Consider the following 20306-nt stretch of genomic DNA (forward strand, 5'->3'; position numbering starts at 1 on the left):
CCGTGCCCCTAACCGCAATCGTAGCCGTAGCCGTAATCGTGATCGAAAATATCGATCAGGGTTAGGGTCACGGCTACGGTTACGATCATGGTAACGAAAAATCGTTTACAGGTTAAGTGGTTTGCAGTGAGCGCTGCGGTACTTTTTTGAGAAACATATTGTTTTGTATTACTGTTAACTGTGCATTAACAGTAAGAATGGTTATTCCGCATAAGGCGAAATATCTAAAAGGAGTTTCGCAAAATGGTAGAAACTTTCTACGATAAAATAAACGATTATGGTTCAGTAACCATAAAACTAGCATCACCAGAGGATATTAGAAGTTGGTCTTTTGGAGAGGTAAAAAAACCAGAAACAATAAACTATCGTACGTATAGAGCCGAAAAAGATGGCTTGTTTTGTGAACGGATTTTCGGTCCAGAACGCGACTGGGAATGTTATTGCGGAAAATATAAGGGTATAAAGTACAAGGGAATTGTGTGTGATCGCTGTGGAGTAAAAGTTGCTCACTCCAAAGTGCGGCGTAAGCGTATGGGTCATATAAATCTTGCTTCTCCTGTGGCTCACATTTGGTTTTTTAAAGCCATGCCTAGCCGCCTAAGTACACTTTTAGGCATTAAAAATGCTCATCTCGAAAGAGTGATTTATTTCCAAGACTATATTGTCATCGATCCCGGAGAGACAAAGTTAAAGAAGTTTGACCTTCTTTCGGAAGATAAATTACGCGACACCCAGGCGCAATACGGTGATACATTCGAAGTAGGGATGGGAGCAGAAGCTATCCAGAAACTACTCGAAACACTAGATTTAGAAGCTTTGATCGAGCAGCTTCAAAAAGATTACGAAAATACAGGTGCAAAACAACGGCAAAAAGAAATTATAAAAAGACTCGAACTCGTAAAAATGATTCGCGAATCGGGTAATAAATCGGAATGGATGATTCTCGAAGTAATTCCAGTAATTCCCCCCGATCTTAGACCTCTCGTTCTGTTAGATTCAGGAAACTTTGCGACAAGTGACTTGAATGACTTATATCGTCGTCTCATTAACCGCAACAATCGTTTGAAGAAGTTATTAGAGATGAATGCCCCTGACGTGATCATTCGCAATGAAAAGCGTATGTTGCAACAGTCAGTAGATGCACTTTTCGACAACTCACGGTGTCGTCGACCAGTTGTTGGAACGGGAAATCGACCGATGAAGAGCCTTACAGATATGATTAAGGGTAAACAGGGACGTTTCCGTGAAAACTTACTAGGTAAGCGTGTTGACTACTCCGCGCGTTCTGTGATTGTTGTTGGTCCAGAATTAAAACTACACCAGTGTGGTTTACCGAAAAAAATAGCCCTAGAACTATTTCAGCCCTTTATTATTCGAAAATTGAAAGAGCTGGGACATGCTGATACCATCAAAAGTGCTAAGAAGATGTTGGAGAGAAAAGACAAAGAGGTTTGGGATATACTAGAAGATGTGATTCGCGACCATCCGGTACTTCTCAACCGTGCACCAACACTTCACCGCGTTGGTATCCAGGCATTTGAGCCTATATTGACAGAAGGTAATGCCATAAAAATTCACCCTCTAGTTTGCTCGGGTTTTAACGCGGACTTTGACGGTGACCAAATGGCGGTGCATTTACCACTTTCGATTGAAGCGCAAGTCGAAGCAAGCACGTTGATGTTGTCAACAAATAATATTTTCTCGCCCGCAAATGGTGAACCGATTATTGCGCCGAGTCAGGACATTGTATTGGGTGTTTATTACTACACGATTGAAAAAACTTATGAAGTAAAGAAAGTACCTTTGATGTCTTCGTTCCAAGAGGTATTTTTGGCATATGAACATAAGAAAGTGGATATCCATAGCCCTGTGTGGGTAAAACTTCCTGAAGACCAGGAAATTATACCTCCACCAACAGAAGACGAAATACGCGGGCACAATATCATAAAAACAACCGTTGGCCGTGTGTTCTTCAACCGCATATTGCCAAAAGGTATGCCTTTTTACAATCATGCTCTTCACAAAAAAGCGATCACTGGGGTGATTTCTGAGTGCCACAACCTATTAGGGCGAAGACCAACGCTGAAGTTATTGGATGACTTGAAGCAGTTAGGTTTTCACGCTGCAACCGTTGGTGGAATCAGCTTTGCGAAGAATTATTTGATTATTCCTGAGGAAAAAGAGGAAATTATCAATAATGCGCGCAAAAAAGTGGAGAAAATCGAGAAGAACTTCAAAGACGGTGCGATCACGCAAAAAGAGAGCCACAACAGTATTGTTGACTGTTGGACGTATGCTCGTGACCAAGTAGGGCAGGTAATGATGAAATGCCTCGAACAAAACAGTGGTGACGAGGACATTATGTTTAACCCACTATACTTGATGGCATCGAGTGGTGCTCGTGGTAGTTTAGAGCAAATTCGTCAGCTCGCTGGGATGCGTGGTTTGATGGCGAAGCCAAGTGGAGCAATTATCGAAACACCAATTATTGCGAACTTCCGCGAAGGGTTGAAAGTACTGGAATACTTCAGTTCGACACACGGTGCACGTAAAGGTCTTGCTGATACCGCGTTGAAAACAGCCGACTCCGGTTATTTGACACGTAAATTGGCCGATGTTGCGCAAAATGTTGTGATTAACGAGATTGATTGCGGAACACCTGACGGTGTGACCAAAGGAGCGGAAAAGCAAGGGGATAAAATTATCGTACCTCTAAACCGCAACATCCGCGGGCGTTATGCGCGTAATACCATTAAAAACAAACAAACGGGTGAAACCATTGTACGCGAAAATGAAATGATTACCGAAGAAATCGCGAAGAAAATAGAAGCGATGGGTTATGAAAAAATTCGTATTCGCAGTCCATTGACATGTAAAACTCCTTTGGGAGTATGTGCGAAGTGCTACGGTATGGACCTTGCACGTGGTAAGAGAGCCGAAGAAGGTTTGGCGGTAGGGATCATCGCAGCACAGTCTATTGGGGAACCTGGTACTCAGTTAACAATGCGTACCTTCCACATTGGGGGGGTTGCGGTAAAAATGCGTCAAGAAGCCGAAGTAACCATTCCAAAACGTGGGGATCGCGTTCTTTTTAGCTTCAAAAATTTACAACACGTACAAAACCGCAACAAAGACTACGTTGTTATTTCGCGTAATGCCAGTATTGTGATGCATCACGAGGAAATTATCAAAGTTCCGTCAGGAGCCACTTTGGAAATTGTCGACGGACAGCAAGTGGTTTTAAATACTGCTTCGCAGTTGATTGCCAAAAAAGGACGTACAGAACTCAAGGCAAAAATGGGTGGGATTGTTGAGATCAAAGACAAGAAAAATGTCAATGAGAACAACAAAGTCACCAGCCGCAGTGGTTGCAAAGTCGTGATTTCTTTCGAAGAGGAAGTACCTATTCCTCTTGGTGCAGAACTTCACAAACTCGATGGTGGTAAACCAATTGTTTTCGACGGTATGGTTTTGGAAACTGCGAATTTGAAAAAAGGTGAGATTCTTGCAAATTGGGACCCTCACAATATTCCAATTTTCTCCGAAACAAATGGGGTGGTACACTACGATGATATTATCCCTGATGTGACCATGCGCGAAGATGAAAATGGTAAGGTTATCATTGAGCACAAGGGTGAAAAGCAACCTGCGATTGTCCTAAAAGACAAAACAGGCAAAAATATTGCGATTTACTCTGTGCCTGAAAAAGCGCACATTGAAGTAGATGATGGCGAAAAAGTAACTGCGGGTACTTTGTTGGCGAAAACACCTCGCGAGGTAACGGGTACTCAGGATATTACCGGTGGTCTTCCACGTGTAACGGAAATTCTCGAAGCACGACGTCCAAAAAACGCAACGGTTATTAGTGAAATTACTGGTGTGGTTGAGTTGGGCGAAAAACGCCGTGGTAAGAGAACCATTATTGTGAAGAATACCGAAGGTGAAAAGGAAATATCAAGAGAGCACCTAGTTCCTCACGGTAAACCTCTAAAGGTACGCCGTGGAGATCAAGTAAAAGCAGGAGATGCTTTAGTTGATGGTCCAAAGGTTCCTCATGATATTCTACGTTGTTGTGGAGTGGCAATGCTACAACAATATTTACTTCAAGAGATTCAGAAAGTTTATTGGGCGCAGAATGTAAAGATCGATGACAAACACATTGAGATTATCATTCGCCAAATGATGAGAAAAGTACGTGTAGAAAAATCGGGTGATACAGATTTTCTACCAGGTGCGATCGTCGATAAATTTCAATTTCATGAAGTAAATCGCAAAATGCGCGAAAGCGGTAAAAAAATGGCGACATATAAACCACTGCTTTTGGGTATTACCAAAGCATCACTACAATCTGAGTCGTTCATCAGTGCGGCATCGTTCCAAGAAACAACAAAGGTTCTTACGGAAGCGGCCCTTGCTGGTAAGAAAGATGAACTACTTGGCTTGAAAGAGAATGTGATTTTAGGACACATGGTTCCTGCAGGAACAGGTTTTAAAGCACATCACCAAACTGATATTGAAGTTGTGGCCGAAGAGGAAACGAAAGAAGCCTCTGAGTCTGTGACTTCATAACATAAATTCGTTTTTGATCCGATCTCGAACCCGAAGATTCTCAGTTAAATCGGGAACGGGAACGGGATCGAGAACGGGATCGGTGTTTAAAAATAAAAATATATTGCCAAAAAAAAATTTTTTTGTAGAATATTAAATTCTGCAATAAAAGCAACAAGTGTTAACACAAAATTGTAAATACATACTGTAAGAAAGAGAAATATATGCCTACAATTAATCAGCTAATACGCAAAGGTAGGAAAAAAGTTGTAAAGAAAAAGAAGTCTCCTGTACTGGAATCTTGTCCACATAAAAAAGGTGTATGTTTGCAAGTAAAGACAGCTACTCCTAAAAAGCCTAACTCTGCTTTGAGAAAAATTGCGAGAGTACGTCTTTCTAATGGAAAAGAAATTACAGCTTACATCCCAGGGATTGGACACAATCTTCAAGAGCACCACATCGTATTAATCCGCGGTGGAAGAGTACGTGATCTTCCAGGTGTTCGCTACCACATTGTTCGTGGAACACAAGACGCGATGGGCGTTGCTAACAGAAAACGCGGCCGCTCAAAATATGGTGCTAAGAAACCTAAAGCATAATCAAAGGAGATCTTTTAAATGGGGAAGAAATTTAAATCCACCAGAGTGTATTTACAGCCGGATCCTGTATATCATGATAAACTAGTTAGTCAATTTATCAATTACATCATGCTTGACGGAAAAAAAACTGTCGCGCAAGGAATTTTTTACGGTGCAATGGACATCCTTAAAAAGAAATTTGCTTCTGATGAAATTGCCAAAAAATCTCAAGAGAAAACTGGCAAAGAAGCGCAGTACGAATTGAAAATTTTTCGCACAGCTGTTCAAAATGTTAAGCCACTGATCGAAGTAAGATCAAAAAGAATTGGTGGGGCAACATATCAGGTACCAATGGAAGTAGAGAAAAAAAGACAAATTACTCTAGCTTTACGTTGGATCTTAGCAGAAGCACGTAATAGAAAAGGTAAGCCAATGGCTCAATGTTTAGCAGAAGAGTTAGGTGACGCTTACAAGAAACAAGGTAAGTCTATTACAAAACGTGAAAACGTTCATAAGATGGCAGAGGCGAACAAAGCTTTTGCACACTTTGCATCATAATTTTGCGAGACTAGCACGTAGATTTTCTGTATAGCAAAATGCATATAAGATATTTGAGCTGGAAAATAACCAGCAAATTAAAATGGCCATAGATACATACTCGTAATCTATGGCTATTTGTTTTAATAGAGGTAAAAAAATGTCCGAGGTAAAAAAAATACGCAATATTGGTATTATAGCCCATATTGATGCTGGAAAAACAACAACGACAGAGAGGATTCTTTTCTATACCGGAAAAGAACATAAGATGGGTGAAGTTCACGACGGCACAGCGACAACCGATTATATGCCTGAAGAACGCGAAAAGGGAATCACTATTACCAGTGCTGCGACAACATGCGAGTGGAATGGTCACCAGATAAACATCATCGATACACCAGGGCATGTCGATTTTACTGCCGAAGTAGAAAGAAGTTTGCGTGTTCTAGATGGTGCAATTGGCGTATTTTGTGCTGTAGGTGGTGTTGAAGCGCAGTCAGAGACTGTATGGACGCAAGCCGATCGTTACAAAGTTCCACGGATTGCCTACATCAATAAGATAGATCGCGTTGGAGCTGATTTTTACAACGTTATTGATGCGATTTGCGATAAGCTAGGTGCCAATGCTGTTCCCATCACAATTCCACATGGAGTGGAGAGTAACTTTCAAGGAGTGATCGATCTCATTGAAATGAAGTACCTCACTTTTTGCGAAGAGAATGAAGGTCGAGACGTTACCAAAAGCGAGATTCCTGAGGAATGCCTTGAGGAAGCTAACGAAAAGCGTGAGGAGCTTATCAACGCACTTGCTGATGTGGATGACTCTATTATTGAAAAGTATATGGAAGAAACCCTCGTTACGGAAGATGTGACTTCCTGTTTACGTAAAGCGACATTGGCACAAAAAGTAGTACCGGTATTGGTGGGGAGCTCTCTTAAAAACAAAGGGGTGCAAACCGTACTTGATGCCACGGTTCACTATCTTCCTTCTCCTCTCGATGTTCCGCCTATTGAGGGAATACACCCCAAAACAGAAAAAAAAGAAGCACGTCATCCGAGTAAAGATAAAGACTTGTGCGCTTTTGCATTCAAAACGGCTTTTGATAAACACGGTGATTTGACATATTTGCGCATATACACAGGTGAACTGAGTGAAGGACAGCAAGTTTACAACGCAAATACTGGAAAAACCGAGCGTGTGAATCGTTTATGGTATATGCACGCAGATACACGCGAAAAATGTGAAAAAGCTCTTCCGGGAGAAATTATTGGAGCAATTGGTCTCAAGCATACCACAACAGGTAATACGTTGTGCAAGAAGAACACTCCCATTGAATTAGAAAAAATGGATTTTCCAGAAACAGTTATTTCTAAATCTATTGAGCCCAAGGCCACAGCGGATAAAGATCGTTTGCTGGATGTTTTGAAGATTTTAAGTAAAGATGATCCTACTTTTTCCTACAAAAGCGATGAGGAAAGTGGACAAATCATTATGTCGGGTATGGGGGAATTGCATTTAGAGATTATCTGTAGCCGCATTTTAAACGAACACAAAATTAAGGCGAATGTTGGAAAACCTCGTGTATCTTATCGCGAAACAGTGGCTAGTGTGGCAGAAGCGGCTTTTACTTTCGAAAAGCAATTTGCTGGAAAAAATCACTTTGCATATGTTAAAGTGAAAGTGGAGTCTACAGAGGAAGAGACTGTCGAGATCAAGAGTAAAGTGCGCAAAAATAGCATTCCCGAAGAGTTTTACAACGCCATCGAAGAAGGTGTTTTCAGCGCGGCGACAAGCGGAGATATTGGTGGATATCCGATTATTAACTTATGTGTTACTATTGAAGATGTCAAACACAATGTGGATTCTACGGACACAGCGTTTAACGCTGCAGCTTTTACCGCCGCAAAGAATGCGATCCAAAAAGCCGAGTGTGTGTTGTTAGAGCCGATTATGAGCTTACAAATAAAGACACCTGTAAGCTATATGGGTGACGTTATTGCTCATTTAGGTGCAAAACGTGCCGAGGTCGGAGATATGCAGGTTGAGGGAGATTCACGAATTATTATGGCCCAAGTTCCCATCTCTGAAATGTTTGGCTATGCCGATACATTAAGAGGTTTGAGTCAAGGAAGAGCGACGTACAGCATGCAACCTTTAAAATATGCAGCTGTGCCGAAGGAGATTCAAGAAAAAATGTTTGTGTTTTAAAACTTATTTTTCTTGACAAAAGTTTTTTTATTTGATTTCATATACCCCCTGTGAATTCACTGAGTCAAAGAATTATCAAAATCAAAAATACTTCCTAATTTTTATTCTCATAAATTTTAAGTAAATATTTTTATTTAAACTGAAATTTCTAGGGATAAAACCTCTGACTCATCTTCTATGGGCTTCCATAACACAAAATTAGCTGTTGCTAGCTATTTTATTGGAGGTTTCAGACTCCTTCCGGGAACTTTTGGTTCCTTCATATAGATAAAATATCTGTATGTGTTTATATTTTACATGCAAAACTTTTAGTGGTGAACGATTTATTTGAAGACCAAGAAGTTTTTGCCAGAGAATATGGTACTTAAGAAAGGCAGTATTAACTGGAATGAACAATAACCAAACAATGAAAATTCGCATGGAAGCATATGATCACGAAATACTAGACAAATATGCCTTAGAAATAGTTGAAGCTGTAACTAAAACAGGTGCAATGGTTTCTGGTCCAGTACCTCTTCCAACAAGAGTAGAGCGCTACACAGTTCTTCGTTCTCCTCACATCGACAAAAAATCGAGAGAGCAGTTTGAAATCAGAACTCACAAGCGTTTGATCTATATATATGACGCTACACAAAAAGCAGTAGAAGAACTTACTGAACTTATGATGCCCGCCGGGGTTGAAATTAGAATAAAAGCATAATTTACTGCGTAGCACGTACGGATTCAGAGTAATTCACCCACGGGCGTGAGGTTTCGTCCTTTGAGGTAACTCTCAAAAAAATATGAAAACATTGAATAAGACTCACTTTAATACTTTGCATATAAAAACCTTAATTCGCTAGCAACTATTTTCTCACATTTAGTTTTAATTTTAGGACACTAGCAAATGAGATTGCCGGTTTATGACAAAGATGGAAATCGAACCGATGAAATACTTGAGTTTGATGAAAAAATCTTTGGAGAAGAAGTAAAAAAAGCTCTTTTAAAAGAAGCTGTTCTTATGTATGAAGCGCGCAAAAGACAAGGTACTCATTCTACCAAAACTCGTTCTGACTGCGCAGGTAGTGGACGAAAATTGTGGCGCCAAAAAGGAACAGGTCGAGCACGTGTGGGTCCAGCAAGAGCTCCACACTGGAAGGGTGGGGGAACAGTATTTGGTCCTCATCCTCGCGATTATGGATATGCTATTCCAAAAAAAGCAAAGCGTAAAGCGACAGACAGCGCGTGGTTGGCGAAGTTTCAAGATCGTGAAGTACTCGTTATCGAAGATTTCGAGTTAGAAGCGCCGAAAACATCTGTTGTTTACAATGTTTTGAGTACTTTGGGAATCGTAAAAAACAAAACTCTTATCGGAACTTCACAAGAACGCGATAATGTTCTTTTAAGATCAGCACGCAATATTCCTAGAACTTCCGTAGATATTGTTTCGCGTTTAAATGCATACTCCTTACTGTATAACAATAAAATATTGCTTACCAAAAAAGCATTTAATGAGTTGATACAGAACCGTAATGGTGAAGTGAAATCACTAAAACGAGAATCTCTATACAAGAAATAAGTAGAGCAATATTATGGAAAAAAATCCTTACGATATTATTCGCCGTCCTATAATCACGGAGAAAGGCGAAGCTGATACTGCAGAGAGAAATGCATATCATTTTGAAGTAGCTCCTGGAAGCAATAAGATTGACATCCGTGGCGCTATCGAAAAAATTTACGCCCACAAAGGCGTAAAAGTAAATAAAGTTCGTGTAATGAATAAAAAGTCGAAAGGCCGACGTTTTCGCTTTCGCAAGGGCAAAACAAGATCTTGGAAAAAAGCAATTGTTTTCTTAGACCCTGAGTACAAATTGGAACTATTTTAACCATAAGAGAGGTATATTATGGTCCGCAAGCTGAAGCCTAGATCACCAGGAACCCGCTTTGTGGTATTGCCTGACTTTGCTGAGTTGACAACAGACAAACCAGAGAAAAGTCTACTTCGTCCGCTAAAGAAGACCGGAGGAAGAAATAACCATGGAGTTACCACAAGTCGTTTTCGCGGTGGTGGGCATAAAAGACAATATCGGGTTATCGATTTTAAACGCAATAAACTCGAAATTCCCGGTAAAATTAAAACTATTGAATACGATCCAAATCGCAGCGTACGTATAGCCCTTGTAGTTTATGCTGATGGTGAAAAAAGATACATTCTAGCCCCTCATGGAATACAAGTCGGTGAACAAATCATATCAGGGGAAAAGGTAGAGCCTAAAGTAGGTAACTCTATGCCTCTAGCAAACATTCCCACAGGTCTGACAGTTCACAATATCGAAATGTATCCTGGAAAAGGTGGTCAGTTAGCCAGATCGGCAGGTGCAAGTGCACAACTATCCGCAAAAGAAGGGGATCATGCAATACTCGTTCTACCTTCTGGTGAAACAAGAAAAGTTTCACTAAAGTGCCGTGCTACTATCGGACAACTAGGAAATATGGACCACCAAAATATTTCCTTAGGTAAAGCTGGTAGAAAACGCTGGAGAGGCCGACGTCCTCACGTACGCGGTGTTGCACAAAACCCTGTAGCACACCCCATGGGTGGTGGTGAAGGTAGATCTGGTGGTGGACGCCATCCTTGCTCACCTACCGCAAAACTTTCAAAAGGCGGAAAAACGAGACAAAAAAGAAAGCCTAGTAACAAACACATAATCCGTAGGAGGAAGAAGTGAGTAGATCGAGTAAGAAAGGTCCTTTTTTTTGCGAGAAGCTTCTTAAGAAGGTTCTCAAGCAAAAAGAGGCATCTCGCATAGAACCAATAAAGACATGGTCACGATCATCAACAATCTTACCAGAGTTTGTTGAGCATGTTTTTTTAGTTCACAACGGGAAACAATTTCATAAAGTTACCGTTCGTGAAGAAATGGTTGGTCACAAACTAGGAGAATTCGCCTTAACTCGTACTTTTAGAGGACACATAAAGAAAGAGAAAGGCAAGAGATGAAAACCTATACGGCTACACATAAATATGCTCGTATTGCGCCTCGCAAGAGCAGATATGTTATGGATATGATACGTGGTAAATCTGTGAATGAAGCTTTGCGTATATTGCAATCATCTAATCGACGTGCAGCACCTATGATAAGAAAAGTGTTGAATTCCGCTATTGCTAATGCAAACCAAGATCTTGGCAGTGTTGCAGCCTTGGTAATCGAAAATGCTCGTATAGATGGTGGTCCAACTCTAAAGCGCTTTCGTCCAGGACCAATGGGACGCGCAATGAGAATTCGCAAAAGAACCTCTCATATCACCATATCATTGGCAGAAGCACAACAAGAAGGTGAATAACGTTTCTTTGTGAAACGCAATCAATATGTTTCAAATTGAAAGGCCAAAATAAAATGGGTCAAAAAGTAAATCCAACAGGATTTCGCATTGGAATTACAGAAAATTGGCGTAGTCGTTGGTATGCAAACAAAAAGCAAGATTTTTCGAAGTATTTACTCGAAGATCACAAATTGCGTAAACATATCAAGAAAAATTACGGCTTTAGTAATATTCCAAAAATAGAAATAGAACGTACCCAAAAGAGAGTGAATATCATTCTTCACACAGCAAGACCTGGACTTATCATCGGGCGCAAAGGAGCTAATGTTGATAAGTTAAGAGAAGAACTAGGTACTTTTATCTCTAGTCAAAAAGAAAATGGGCAACAAAAAGATCGCGAAGTGAATATCGAGATTCGCGAAATTAAAGTTGCGGAAGTAGATGCTCAGCTTGTAGCTGAAAACGTTGCAGACCAATTGGTGAAGCGCGCAAATTTTCGCCGCACAATGAAAAAAGCCATGGACATTGCAATGGATAAGGGTGTGCTTGGAATCAAACTTCAAGTTTCTGGAAGATTGGGTGGAGCAGAGATGGCACGTACTGAACGTACCGGACAAGGAAAAGTTCCCCTTCAATCCTTAAACGAACATGTAAGTTATGGATTTGCAGAAGCATACACCACCTACGGTACTATTGGTGTAAAAGTTTGGATATATTTAGGACCTTATGGCAAGGAGGTAGTTTTCCATGGCTCTCATGCCGAAAAGACAAAAGTATCGCAAAAGTCAGCGCGGAAAAATAAGAGGAAAAGCTAACAAAGGTAACACAGTTGCTTTCGGCGAATATGGCTTACAGTCTACTCAGGCAGGTTGGATCAATTCTCGCCAAATAGAAGCAGGACGTATTACCTCTGCTCACTTTCTAAAAGGAAGTGGAAAAGTTCACATTCGTATATTTCCTCATAAGACAGTGACTGCAACTCCACAAGAGACTCGTATGGGTAAAGGTAAAGGGGAACCGGAATACTACGTAGCATGCGTAAAACCTGGTACCGTTCTTTACGAAATCGGCGGTGTGCCAAAAGAAGTTGCGAAACAAGTAATGAATCGCATCTCGCACAAAATGCCAGTACGATGTAGATTTGTAGAGAGGAGAGAAGAGTAGTGAAAAACGTTAAAACTGTTGAGCTACGTAAGCTTTCCGATGAAGAGCTGAAGAAAGAACTCGAAGAAGCTCGTGAAGGTTTGTTAAAGCTACGCTTTCAAAAAGTGGTAGACGAGATGAACGATACAAGTGTTATTCGCAAAACTAGACGAAAAATTGCTCGCATCAAAACGCTACTCCACGAAAGAGTAACAAGTACATAATTTTGAAAAAGAGGCAAAGATAAGATGAGCGAAACAAGAGGAAATCGCAAGAAAAAAATAGGAATTGTCATAAGCGACAAAATGGACAAAACCGTCTCTGTCGAAATAAAGCGATTGGTTAAGCACCCTAAGTACGGTAAGTACATCAAAAAATTCAGTAAGTTTAAGGCTCATGACGAAAATAACGAAGCGCGTATTGGAGATCGTGTTGAAATCATGGAGACACGTCCTCTGTCTAAAACAAAGACTTGGCGCCTTGTTAAGATCTTAGAGCGTGGGGGTGCTGTATGATTCAAATGCAATCCATTTTAGACGTAGCTGACAATACCGGTGCAAAACAAGCGATGTGCATTAAAGTACTCGGTGGTACAGGTAGAAAGTATGCCGGAGTTGGCGATATCATTGTTGCATCGGTAAAAAAATCGCTTCCTGGTGTTGACCTTAAGGCAGGTACTGTTGTTAGAGGTGTAATCATACGTACGCGCAAGTCGATCAAGAGAGCTGATGGATCATATGTGCGTTTCGACCGCAATGCAATGGTGATACTTGACAACGACAACAACCCTAAAGGTACTAGAATTTTCGGCGCAGTTGCCCGTGAATTAAGACAGAAAAACTTTATGAAAATCATATCGTTAGCAACAGAGGTAGTATAAGATGAAAATTAGAGAAGGTGATTACGTTCAAGTAATAGCCGGGGCTGATGTTGGAAAAAGAGGAAAAGTTCTAAGAACATTTCCCAAGAGAAACAGAGTAATTGTCGAAGGCCTCAACTACGTTTTTAAACATTTGAAAAAAAGTCAAAAAAATCCGCAAGGTGGGCGAATCGAAAAGGAAGCTCCCATACACGTTTCAAATGTTATGTTATATAGCGTACATTACCAAGAAACCACTCGTTCCAGAAGTAAATATGAAATGAAAGAGTCAGAATAGGGAGCTCGTTGTGGCTAGGTTAAAAGAAAAATATTATTCGGAAATTATGTCCGCTTTAATGGAATCGCAAGAGATTAAAAACAAGATGGCTTGTCCTAAACTTGAAAAAATAGTTTTGAACATGGGTGTTGGAAAAGCTATCGAAAATAAAAAGCGCTTAGAGGCCGCAGTAAAAGACCTTAGTCTTATTACTGGTCAGAAGGCAGTTGTCACAAAAGCGAGAAATTCTATTGCGGGTTTCAAACTAAGAGAAGAAGTTGGTATTGGTTGTAAAGCAACTTTGCGAGGACAAATTATGTATGAGTTCCTTGACAGATTAATTACAGTCATTATACCTCGTATTCGTGACTTTAGAGGTTTTTCAACGACAGCTTTTGATCAGGCTGGATGCTATTCTTTGGGTCTTCAAGAACAAAGTTTCTTTCCTGAAATAGATTTGGATAGACTCGAATTCTATCAGGGAATGAATATCACATTTGTTATCAAGAATTCCAATAAAAAAGCATCTTTCGAGTTGATGAAACTTTTTGGATTTCCGTTCAAACGTGAAGAGAAGAAAAACTAACAAATAAAAGGATTAGTAATGGCAAAAACCTCGCAAAAAGTTCAATGCCAAAGATTGAAAGAAAAACCAAAGTTTAAAACACGCGCTTACAATCGCTGTTCGATGTGCGGTAGGTCAAGAGGGTATTACCGCAAATTTGGTATCTGTAGAATTTGCCTACGCAAACTTGCCCACAAAGGTGAAATACCAGGCATGAAAAAGGCAAGCTGGTAAAAAATTTATTCAAAACATACAAATGTAAATATAGGATGTAACTGTATGAGGACTGATCCAATTGCTGATATGCTTACAATGATACGTAATGCAAATGCCATATATCACAAATCAGTAGTTGTACCGCACTCTAGATTAAAAGAAGGTGTTGTACTTAAGTTAAAAGAAGCTGGTTTTATCAAAGATTATAAAGTAATTGAAGAACAACCACAGGACAAAATGGAAATTACACTAAAATATGGTCCTGATGGAGAACACGTTATTCGTCAGATTGCTCGCGTAAGCAAACCAAGTAGAAAAATTTATCGCAAAGTTGTCGATATGAAAAGAGTTCTTGGCGGGCAAGGAATAAACATCGTGTCAACATCAAAAGGAATACTCACCGATAAACAATGTCGTGAGCAAAAAGTTGGTGGCGAAGTTCTTTGTGTTGTATGGTAAAGTAAATATAATAACAGGAATAATGTAATGTCTCGTATTGGAAAAAAACCGATCCCAATACCTTCAGGTGTGAAAGTGATTATGAAACCTGGATGTGTTGAAGTGAGTAGTTCAAAGGGGAAAGTTGTTGAAAACATTCACCCGAACATCACTGTAGATTTGGATCAAGAAAAGAACGAACTAACAGTAAATCGACCAGACGACAGTAAAGAAAACAAAGCATTACATGGTCTTTTTCGATCTCTGTTAGCAAATGCTGTTCACGGGGTATCGCAAGGTTTTGAGAAAAAATTGGATATCGTTGGTACTGGTTACAATGCCAAGCTGAAAGGCAACATACTGGAACTACAAATAGGTTTTTGTTTACCTAAACAAGTAGCTATTCCTGAAGGCATTCAAGTAGAAGTACCATCCCCAACAAAAATAGCAATCAAGGGCTGCAACAAGCAACAAGTAGGTCAATTTGCGGCAAATGTTCGTAAAATACGTCCACCAGAGCCTTACAAAGGCAAGGGGATTCGTTACGAAAATGAAGTAATAATACGTAAAGCGGGTAAGAGTTTTGGTAGTGGTTAAGTGAACTAACATGAAAGCTGAACACAAAAAAACAGTTGGTAGATGGCGTCGCCACATGCGCATTCGTAAGAAGCTTATTGGCACACCACAAAAACCAAGGCTATGTATCTATCGAAGTTCAAAGCACATTTATTGCCAATTAATAGATGATACTTTTGTTGATAAAAATGGAAATCGATCAGGAAAAGTAATTGCTGGTTGCTCTACATTGAGTCCTTCTATAAAAAAAGAAGTAAGCTACGGTGGTAATAAAGATGCAGCAACTGTCGTTGGAAAAGAAATAGCCAAAATAGCAAAAGATAAAAGCATTGAAACTGTAATATTCGATAGAGCTGGTTTTAAATATCATGGAAGAGTAAAGTCTCTTGCCGATGCAGCTCGAGAAGGTGGATTAAAGTTTTAGATCATTTACGAAAGTTTTTTGCACTCGTTGCAAAAAACTTTTGTTGATTTGATTTTAGTTTTAGAAAGGCAAGTAAATGGCATCTCCGAGAAGACATGATCATAGAAGACATGAGGAGAACCAAGAAGAGTGGACCGAATATGTTGTAAAAATCAATCGCTGCTCGACAGTTGTTAAAGGGGGTAGAAGATTTAGTTTTAGCGCTCTCGTTGTCGTTGGCAATAAAAACGGAAAAGTAGGCATTGGTTTTGGTAAAGCAAATGAAGTTCCACCTTCAGTTCAAAAAGCTTCTAAAGACGCACAAAAATTAATGAAGAAAGTATCCCTAAAAGGAGATACTATACCTCACGAAGTGATTGGTAGATTTGGTGCAACAAAAGTATTTATGAAGCCTGCTAGTCCTGGTACTGGGGTAATCGCAGGATCTTCTGTTCGAGCAGTTGTGGAAGCAGCAGGTGTAAAAAACATCTTGACAAAAGTTTACGGCTCGACAAATCCAATTAACGTAACAAAAGCTGCCCTTGATGGCCTCGTAAAAATGCGCAGAAAAGAAGAAGTTGAAAAATTAAGAGGCGTCAAAATAGATTAATTAAGGAGGAAGACACTTAGTTGTCTTTAGTATTGTTATGAATCTCAACGATGTAAAACAAGTTTCTATCTCGCGAAAAAAAGCTAAGCGTATAGGACGCGGTATAGGTAGTGGACAAGGAAAGACAGCTGGAAAAGGTCACAAAGGGCAAAACGCCAGATCTGGTTCCAGTAGACCACGCGCCTTCGAAGGTGGAACAATGCCTCTGTATCGTCGTCTTCCTAAGAGAGGTTTTAATAACGACAGATTTAGTGATAAATACGTTATCGTAAACGTAGAACAACTAAATGCTTTGTCCGATGGACAAACTGTTACACTAGCTGATCTAGATAAGGCTGGCATTGTTAAAGTTAACAAGGGTGTTAAATATGTAAAAATCCTTGGCAACGGCGAATTAAAAGTTCAAAAATTAAAAGTAAAAGTACACAAAATTAGTAAGTCTGCGAAAGAAAAAATTGAAAACAATCAAGGAACAGTAAAAATCGTTTCGTTGACTTCAGACAAAGATAAAAATAAAACCAAAAACAAAAAAAAATAACGTAATCGCCACGGAGAGTGCATATGATTTTCGAATCTTTCCGCAATTTATTTAAAATACCTGAGCTGAGAACAAAAATACTCTACACAGCTTTCTTTTTAATCATCTTCCGTTTAGGATCACACATACCTATACCAGGTATACAACTAGACGTTCTCCAACAAATGAGAGGTGATGGTCAACTTCCTGGTGGAGGACTAGGTGGTCTATTGACATTTTTCTCAGCATTAACTGGTGGTTCACTAGCAAATTGCGCCATATTTTCATTAGGAATTATGCCCTATATTAGTGCATCTATTATTTTTAGTTTACTAGCGAAAGTAGTACCTTCCCTAGAAGCTCTTTCTAAAGAAGGCCCTGCTGGTCAAAGAAAAATAAACGAATATACAAGATACGCAACCGTTCCCCTATGTATCATTCAGGCCATCATGATTATGAAAGTATTCAAATCCCCGATGCCCATAGGTGGAAACCAAACTGTATATCTTGTTGCTCCAGACGCAGGATTTTTATTCGATGTTAGTTCTGTCGTTGCCTTAACGGCTGGGGGGATTTTCCTCATGTGGCTTGGTGAGCAAATTACCGAGTATGGTGTAGGAAATGGTATTAGTTTACTAATTATGGCTGGAATTGTTGCAAGTATTCCGTATCAAGTTAACACCATGCTACAAGGATCAGAAGGTGGTGCGGAAGTTCAAATTCTTGGGGTCCTTCTCGCCTTGTTTGTCGTCATTGTATTTGCAATTGTCTATATATCCTTTGGACAAAGAAAAATTGCGGTGCAACAAGCTAAACATGTCAAGGGGCACAAAGTATATGGTGGACAAAGACACTTTTTACCTCTAAAAGTAAACCAAGCAGGGGTAATGCCAGTAATTTTTGCAAGTAGTCTTCTTATTTTTCCACAAGTACTGTTTAGTTTCTTGGGCGGCGGTAGCAGTAGCTCAATGAGCTGGTTCTCTAGCGGTACATTTTCTTACATAGCTTCTTATATTGTACTGATCTATTTCTTTAGTTACTTCTGGACAAGCTTGATGTTTCAACCTTCTGAAATGGCAAATAACCTAAAAGAAAATGGTAGTTTCATACCAGGTATTCGCCCAGGAAAGAAAACATCGGAGTATCTAGAAAAAGTGATGACTCATGTAACATTTGTTGGTGCAGCTTTCCTAGCGCTAATCGCTTTAACACCTGTTTTTATCACAATGAGCCTTGGGCTAAGTAATATGGCTCAGGTTGGTTTTGCCTACAACATGGGGGGAACCAGTATTTTGATTATCGTAGGTGTGGTACTTGACTTAGTGCAAAAATTAGAATCTCACCTTCTCATGCGTCACTATGAGGGTTTCACTAAAGGAAAACGAGGCTCTGGAAATAGACGCTTCTAAAGAACCACAACTATGGCACGCAGAAAGAGATTATCTTTCTACATGTCTATAACATATTTGTCATGTAGGGGCTATACTTTCATAGTAGAAGCCCCTACATAAATTAATAGGCATTTGATTAGATTGGTCGAATATGAGAATACTATTTTTGGGCCCTCCAGGTGCGGGTAAAGGAACACAGGCAAAACGAGTTCACGAAAAGTTAGAACTTCCCATTCTAACAATGGGAGACATGCTTCGCGCAGCAGTAAAAAGTGGTAGCGAAGTTGGGCAACTTGCTCAAGGTTTTATGTCTAGAGGAGAGTTGGTACCTGACGAAGTGGTAACAAAGGTTATCTTTCAAAGTCTCTCTCCAGATAATGGACTCGAAAAAGGTTTTATTCTCGACGGTTATCCTAGAAATTTAAGCCAAGCGAAAGTGTTAGATGAACACCTAACAAGTCAAAATATGCCACTAGAGATCGTTCTGTTTTTTACTGTTCCTGATGAAATTGTTAAGCAGCGTATTATGGACAGGGAAGATGGTCGTCCAGAAGATAAAGATCCTGCAGTTACCGAAAAACGGCTACAAGAATACAAAGAAAAAACACTACCTTTAGTAGAGTTTTACAGAGAAAAAAATATTCTAAAAGAAATTGATGCTAATCGCCCAGTAGACGAGGTATTTGCAACAACAGTAGGTTTGTTACAATAAAAAAACAATGATTACGATAAAAAGCAAGCGCGAAATAGAGATAATGAAAAAATCTGGAAGATTGGTTGCGGAAACACACGCACTCCTCAAATCACTAATCGAACCAGGTGTTCCTATGGAAATACTTGACAAGGAAGCGGAAAATTTTATTCGAAAAAACGATGGAATTCCCTTGTTTAAAGGTTACCGTGGATTTCCAAGTACCATATGCGCTTCATTGAATGATGAAATCGTTCACGGCATACCCGATAAAAGAAAACTCAAAGAAGGAGACATTTTGTCTGTAGATATTGGAGTGAAGTATCGTGGTTATGTTGGTGATTCGGCGTGGACATATCCTGTCGGAAATATATCTAAAGAGGCACAGCGTTTACTAAAAGTTTGTGAAGAGTCATTATACTTGGGTATAGAAGCGGCAGTCCCTGGAAATAGAGTTTCTTCTATCTCTCAAGCTGTTCAAAAACATGCCGACAAATACGGTTACGGGATTGTTCGCGATTATACAGGACATGGTATTGGAACAGAACTTCATGAAGACCCTCAAATTCCAAACTATGTCGATGAAAGCTGGTTGTCGCACGATATGCGTCTTAAGAAAGGTTTGTGTCTTGCGATTGAACCGATGTTAAATATTGGCACACACAAAACAAAAGTTCAGCGTCGTAGAGGGTGGGAGGTCGTTTTGACAAAAGACAATAGCCTTTCTGCTCACTTTGAACACAGTGTAGCTATTCTTGAAGATGGACCTCTTATTTTGACAAAAATAGATTAAATTTTGCTATTTAAAAAAAAAATATCGAAATTTATTTTGATGGTCGTTATAATACAGAGCTGCCATTTTCGATAAAGTCTTTAATAATAGGAATTTCAAAATGAAAGTTCGTACATCCGTAAGAAGAATATGCGACAAATGTAAACTTGTTCGGCGTAAAGGGGTTATTCGCGTAATTTGTGAAAACCCACGTCATAAGCAAAGACAAGGAAGATAGTTTAATAGAAAGGTAAATAATGGCCCGTATTCTGGGTGTAGACATACCTAACAACAAGCACGTTGTAATTTCTCTAACCTATATATATGGTATTGGGAACGATAGTGCGCAAAAAATATTAGATAAGTTAGGTATAGATCACAGAAAAAAAACAAAAGATCTAACAGAAGAACAACTTTCTACTCTTGCAACTGAAATTGAAAATAATTATGTAGTAGAAGGACAATTAAGTAGACAAATACGTGGTAACATACAACGTCTAAAAGAAATTGCTTGTTATCGTGGATTTAGACATCGTCGGGGACTACCTGTAAGAGGTCAGCAAACTCAATCAAATGCCCGAACAAGAAAAGGTCCAAGAAAAACTATAGCAGGTAAGAAGCGTGTAGGAAAATAAAGTGCTTGACACCAGTATCCATACTCGAGATACAAATT

Annotated in this window: 28 protein-coding genes; all 28 read left to right on the forward strand. The window is 39.6% G+C overall.

The genetic code is table 11. From position 1 onward, the window contains the following. The first annotated feature begins 243 nt into the window (after positions 1 to 243). The 28 genes from rpoC (at position 244) to rpsM (ending at position 20268) form a co-directional block, all read left to right on the forward strand. Positions 244 to 4569 carry a DNA-directed RNA polymerase subunit beta' gene (rpoC, locus tag UABAM_RS19485; protein ID WP_151969669.1) on the forward strand — a complete coding sequence of 1442 codons (4326 nt, stop codon included), beginning with the start codon at positions 244 to 246 and terminating at the stop codon, positions 4567 to 4569. A 203-nt stretch (positions 4570 to 4772) separates the two neighbouring features. Further along, entirely contained in the window at positions 4773 to 5147 is a 375-nt protein-coding gene (gene rpsL, locus UABAM_RS19490; RefSeq protein WP_151969670.1) for a 30S ribosomal protein S12, read from the forward strand. Positions 5148 to 5165: 18 nt separating this feature from the next. Next, a complete protein-coding gene (gene rpsG / locus UABAM_RS19495; RefSeq protein ID WP_151969671.1) occupies positions 5166 to 5684 on the forward strand; it encodes a 30S ribosomal protein S7 in 519 nt (172 codons plus the stop codon). Positions 5685 to 5823: 139 nt separating this feature from the next. Continuing rightward, entirely contained in the window at positions 5824 to 7872 is a 2049-nt protein-coding gene (gene fusA, locus UABAM_RS19500) for an elongation factor G (protein WP_151969672.1), read from the forward strand. Positions 7873 to 8260: 388 nt separating this feature from the next. Further along, on the forward strand, positions 8261 to 8572 hold the full coding sequence (rpsJ, locus tag UABAM_RS19505; protein WP_151969673.1) for a 30S ribosomal protein S10: 312 nt from the start codon (positions 8261 to 8263) through the stop codon (positions 8570 to 8572). 186 nt (positions 8573 to 8758) lie between these two features. Continuing rightward, positions 8759 to 9430 (forward strand): 50S ribosomal protein L4, encoded by a 672-nt coding sequence (gene rplD / locus UABAM_RS19510; RefSeq protein ID WP_151969674.1) that lies wholly within the window; start codon positions 8759 to 8761, stop codon positions 9428 to 9430. Between the two features lie 13 nt (positions 9431 to 9443). Next, positions 9444 to 9737 carry a 50S ribosomal protein L23 gene (gene rplW / locus UABAM_RS19515; RefSeq protein ID WP_151969675.1) on the forward strand — a complete coding sequence of 98 codons (294 nt, stop codon included), beginning with the start codon at positions 9444 to 9446 and terminating at the stop codon, positions 9735 to 9737. A 15-nt stretch (positions 9738 to 9752) separates the two neighbouring features. After that, on the forward strand, positions 9753 to 10580 hold the full coding sequence (gene rplB, locus UABAM_RS19520) for a 50S ribosomal protein L2 (protein WP_151969676.1): 828 nt from the start codon (positions 9753 to 9755) through the stop codon (positions 10578 to 10580). Then, positions 10577 to 10852, forward strand: a complete 276-nt coding sequence (gene rpsS, locus UABAM_RS19525; protein ID WP_151969677.1) for a 30S ribosomal protein S19 — start codon at positions 10577 to 10579, stop codon at positions 10850 to 10852. The genes rplB and rpsS overlap by 4 nt, the downstream gene beginning before the upstream one ends. Next, complete coding sequence (rplV, locus tag UABAM_RS19530) at positions 10849 to 11196, forward strand: 50S ribosomal protein L22 (protein ID WP_151969678.1); 348 nt, start codon at positions 10849 to 10851, stop codon at positions 11194 to 11196. Before rpsS ends, rplV begins: the two co-directional genes overlap by 4 nt. A 53-nt stretch (positions 11197 to 11249) precedes the next feature. Beyond that, positions 11250 to 11990, forward strand: coding sequence for a 30S ribosomal protein S3 (gene rpsC, locus UABAM_RS19535; RefSeq protein ID WP_151969679.1), 741 nt, complete (start codon positions 11250 to 11252; stop codon positions 11988 to 11990). Further along, positions 11923 to 12339, forward strand: a complete 417-nt coding sequence (gene rplP, locus UABAM_RS19540) for a 50S ribosomal protein L16 (protein WP_151969680.1) — start codon at positions 11923 to 11925, stop codon at positions 12337 to 12339. Before rpsC ends, rplP begins: the two co-directional genes overlap by 68 nt. Continuing rightward, the gene (gene rpmC, locus UABAM_RS19545) at positions 12339 to 12542 is read left to right on the forward strand and encodes a 50S ribosomal protein L29 (RefSeq protein WP_151969681.1); all 204 of its coding nucleotides are present in this window, start codon (positions 12339 to 12341) and stop codon (positions 12540 to 12542) included. The genes rplP and rpmC overlap by 1 nt, the downstream gene beginning before the upstream one ends. Before the next feature lie 24 nt (positions 12543 to 12566). Next, positions 12567 to 12833, forward strand: a complete 267-nt coding sequence (gene rpsQ / locus UABAM_RS19550) for a 30S ribosomal protein S17 (RefSeq protein ID WP_151969682.1) — start codon at positions 12567 to 12569, stop codon at positions 12831 to 12833. Continuing rightward, complete coding sequence (gene rplN, locus UABAM_RS19555) at positions 12830 to 13198, forward strand: 50S ribosomal protein L14 (protein ID WP_151969683.1); 369 nt, start codon at positions 12830 to 12832, stop codon at positions 13196 to 13198. The genes rpsQ and rplN overlap by 4 nt, the downstream gene beginning before the upstream one ends. 1 nt (position 13199) lies before the next feature. Then, a complete protein-coding gene (gene rplX / locus UABAM_RS19560; protein ID WP_151969684.1) occupies positions 13200 to 13475 on the forward strand; it encodes a 50S ribosomal protein L24 in 276 nt (91 codons plus the stop codon). Positions 13476 to 13485: 10 nt separating this feature from the next. Beyond that, positions 13486 to 14040, forward strand: coding sequence for a 50S ribosomal protein L5 (rplE, locus tag UABAM_RS19565; RefSeq protein WP_151969685.1), 555 nt, complete (start codon positions 13486 to 13488; stop codon positions 14038 to 14040). 18 nt (positions 14041 to 14058) lie between these two features. Then, positions 14059 to 14253 (forward strand): type Z 30S ribosomal protein S14, encoded by a 195-nt coding sequence (locus UABAM_RS19570; protein ID WP_151969686.1) that lies wholly within the window; start codon positions 14059 to 14061, stop codon positions 14251 to 14253. Between the two features lie 45 nt (positions 14254 to 14298). After that, positions 14299 to 14694 carry a 30S ribosomal protein S8 gene (gene rpsH / locus UABAM_RS19575; RefSeq protein WP_151969687.1) on the forward strand — a complete coding sequence of 132 codons (396 nt, stop codon included), beginning with the start codon at positions 14299 to 14301 and terminating at the stop codon, positions 14692 to 14694. Positions 14695 to 14721: 27 nt separating this feature from the next. After that, a complete protein-coding gene (rplF, locus tag UABAM_RS19580; protein WP_151969688.1) occupies positions 14722 to 15270 on the forward strand; it encodes a 50S ribosomal protein L6 in 549 nt (182 codons plus the stop codon). A gap of 10 nt (positions 15271 to 15280) precedes the next feature. Further along, positions 15281 to 15673, forward strand: coding sequence for a 50S ribosomal protein L18 (gene rplR / locus UABAM_RS19585; RefSeq protein WP_151969689.1), 393 nt, complete (start codon positions 15281 to 15283; stop codon positions 15671 to 15673). Between the two features lie 76 nt (positions 15674 to 15749). Beyond that, positions 15750 to 16262, forward strand: coding sequence for a 30S ribosomal protein S5 (gene rpsE / locus UABAM_RS19590; RefSeq protein ID WP_151969690.1), 513 nt, complete (start codon positions 15750 to 15752; stop codon positions 16260 to 16262). Between the two features lie 37 nt (positions 16263 to 16299). After that, a complete protein-coding gene (gene rplO, locus UABAM_RS19595; protein WP_151969691.1) occupies positions 16300 to 16800 on the forward strand; it encodes a 50S ribosomal protein L15 in 501 nt (166 codons plus the stop codon). Positions 16801 to 16823: 23 nt separating this feature from the next. Then, complete coding sequence (secY, locus tag UABAM_RS19600; protein WP_151969692.1) at positions 16824 to 18188, forward strand: preprotein translocase subunit SecY; 1365 nt, start codon at positions 16824 to 16826, stop codon at positions 18186 to 18188. A gap of 133 nt (positions 18189 to 18321) precedes the next feature. Next, positions 18322 to 18882 (forward strand): adenylate kinase, encoded by a 561-nt coding sequence (locus UABAM_RS19605; RefSeq protein ID WP_151969693.1) that lies wholly within the window; start codon positions 18322 to 18324, stop codon positions 18880 to 18882. 7 nt (positions 18883 to 18889) lie between these two features. Next, positions 18890 to 19654: a type I methionyl aminopeptidase gene (map, locus tag UABAM_RS19610; protein WP_151969694.1), complete on the forward strand. Its 765-nt coding sequence runs from the start codon at positions 18890 to 18892 to the stop codon at positions 19652 to 19654. 100 nt (positions 19655 to 19754) lie between these two features. After that, positions 19755 to 19871 (forward strand): 50S ribosomal protein L36, encoded by a 117-nt coding sequence (gene rpmJ, locus UABAM_RS19615; protein WP_151969695.1) that lies wholly within the window; start codon positions 19755 to 19757, stop codon positions 19869 to 19871. 19 nt (positions 19872 to 19890) lie between these two features. Beyond that, the gene (gene rpsM / locus UABAM_RS19620) at positions 19891 to 20268 is read left to right on the forward strand and encodes a 30S ribosomal protein S13 (RefSeq protein WP_151969696.1); all 378 of its coding nucleotides are present in this window, start codon (positions 19891 to 19893) and stop codon (positions 20266 to 20268) included. The last annotated feature ends 38 nt before the right edge of the window (positions 20269 to 20306 follow it).

This window comes from Candidatus Uabimicrobium amorphum, from assembly GCF_009002475.1.
Taxonomy (GTDB): Bacteria; Planctomycetota; Uabimicrobiia; order Uabimicrobiales; family Uabimicrobiaceae; genus Uabimicrobium; species Uabimicrobium amorphum.

Coding starts and splice junctions, on each gene's coding strand:
- map (WP_151969694.1), top strand. CDS start 18,890: ATGATTACGATAAAAAGCAAGCGCGAAATAGAGATAATGAAAAAATCT.
- rpsQ (WP_151969682.1), top strand. CDS start 12,567: ATGAGCGAAACAAGAGGAAATCGCAAGAAAAAAATAGGAATTGTCATA.
- UABAM_RS19605 (WP_151969693.1), top strand. CDS start 18,322: ATGAGAATACTATTTTTGGGCCCTCCAGGTGCGGGTAAAGGAACACAG.
- rplX (WP_151969684.1), top strand. CDS start 13,200: ATGAAAATTAGAGAAGGTGATTACGTTCAAGTAATAGCCGGGGCTGAT.
- rpoC (WP_151969669.1), top strand. CDS start 244: ATGGTAGAAACTTTCTACGATAAAATAAACGATTATGGTTCAGTAACC.
- rpsG (WP_151969671.1), top strand. CDS start 5,166: ATGGGGAAGAAATTTAAATCCACCAGAGTGTATTTACAGCCGGATCCT.
- rplV (WP_151969678.1), top strand. CDS start 10,849: ATGAAAACCTATACGGCTACACATAAATATGCTCGTATTGCGCCTCGC.
- UABAM_RS19570 (WP_151969686.1), top strand. CDS start 14,059: ATGGCAAAAACCTCGCAAAAAGTTCAATGCCAAAGATTGAAAGAAAAA.
- rplR (WP_151969689.1), top strand. CDS start 15,281: ATGAAAGCTGAACACAAAAAAACAGTTGGTAGATGGCGTCGCCACATG.
- rpsH (WP_151969687.1), top strand. CDS start 14,299: ATGAGGACTGATCCAATTGCTGATATGCTTACAATGATACGTAATGCA.
- rpsE (WP_151969690.1), top strand. CDS start 15,750: ATGGCATCTCCGAGAAGACATGATCATAGAAGACATGAGGAGAACCAA.
- rpmJ (WP_151969695.1), top strand. CDS start 19,755: ATGAAAGTTCGTACATCCGTAAGAAGAATATGCGACAAATGTAAACTT.
- rplO (WP_151969691.1), top strand. CDS start 16,300: ATGAATCTCAACGATGTAAAACAAGTTTCTATCTCGCGAAAAAAAGCT.
- rplW (WP_151969675.1), top strand. CDS start 9,444: ATGGAAAAAAATCCTTACGATATTATTCGCCGTCCTATAATCACGGAG.
- rplD (WP_151969674.1), top strand. CDS start 8,759: ATGAGATTGCCGGTTTATGACAAAGATGGAAATCGAACCGATGAAATA.
- rpsM (WP_151969696.1), top strand. CDS start 19,891: ATGGCCCGTATTCTGGGTGTAGACATACCTAACAACAAGCACGTTGTA.
- fusA (WP_151969672.1), top strand. CDS start 5,824: ATGTCCGAGGTAAAAAAAATACGCAATATTGGTATTATAGCCCATATT.
- rpsL (WP_151969670.1), top strand. CDS start 4,773: ATGCCTACAATTAATCAGCTAATACGCAAAGGTAGGAAAAAAGTTGTA.
- secY (WP_151969692.1), top strand. CDS start 16,824: ATGATTTTCGAATCTTTCCGCAATTTATTTAAAATACCTGAGCTGAGA.
- rplP (WP_151969680.1), top strand. CDS start 11,923: ATGGCTCTCATGCCGAAAAGACAAAAGTATCGCAAAAGTCAGCGCGGA.
- rpsJ (WP_151969673.1), top strand. CDS start 8,261: ATGAACAATAACCAAACAATGAAAATTCGCATGGAAGCATATGATCAC.
- rpsC (WP_151969679.1), top strand. CDS start 11,250: ATGGGTCAAAAAGTAAATCCAACAGGATTTCGCATTGGAATTACAGAA.
- rplN (WP_151969683.1), top strand. CDS start 12,830: ATGATTCAAATGCAATCCATTTTAGACGTAGCTGACAATACCGGTGCA.
- rplF (WP_151969688.1), top strand. CDS start 14,722: ATGTCTCGTATTGGAAAAAAACCGATCCCAATACCTTCAGGTGTGAAA.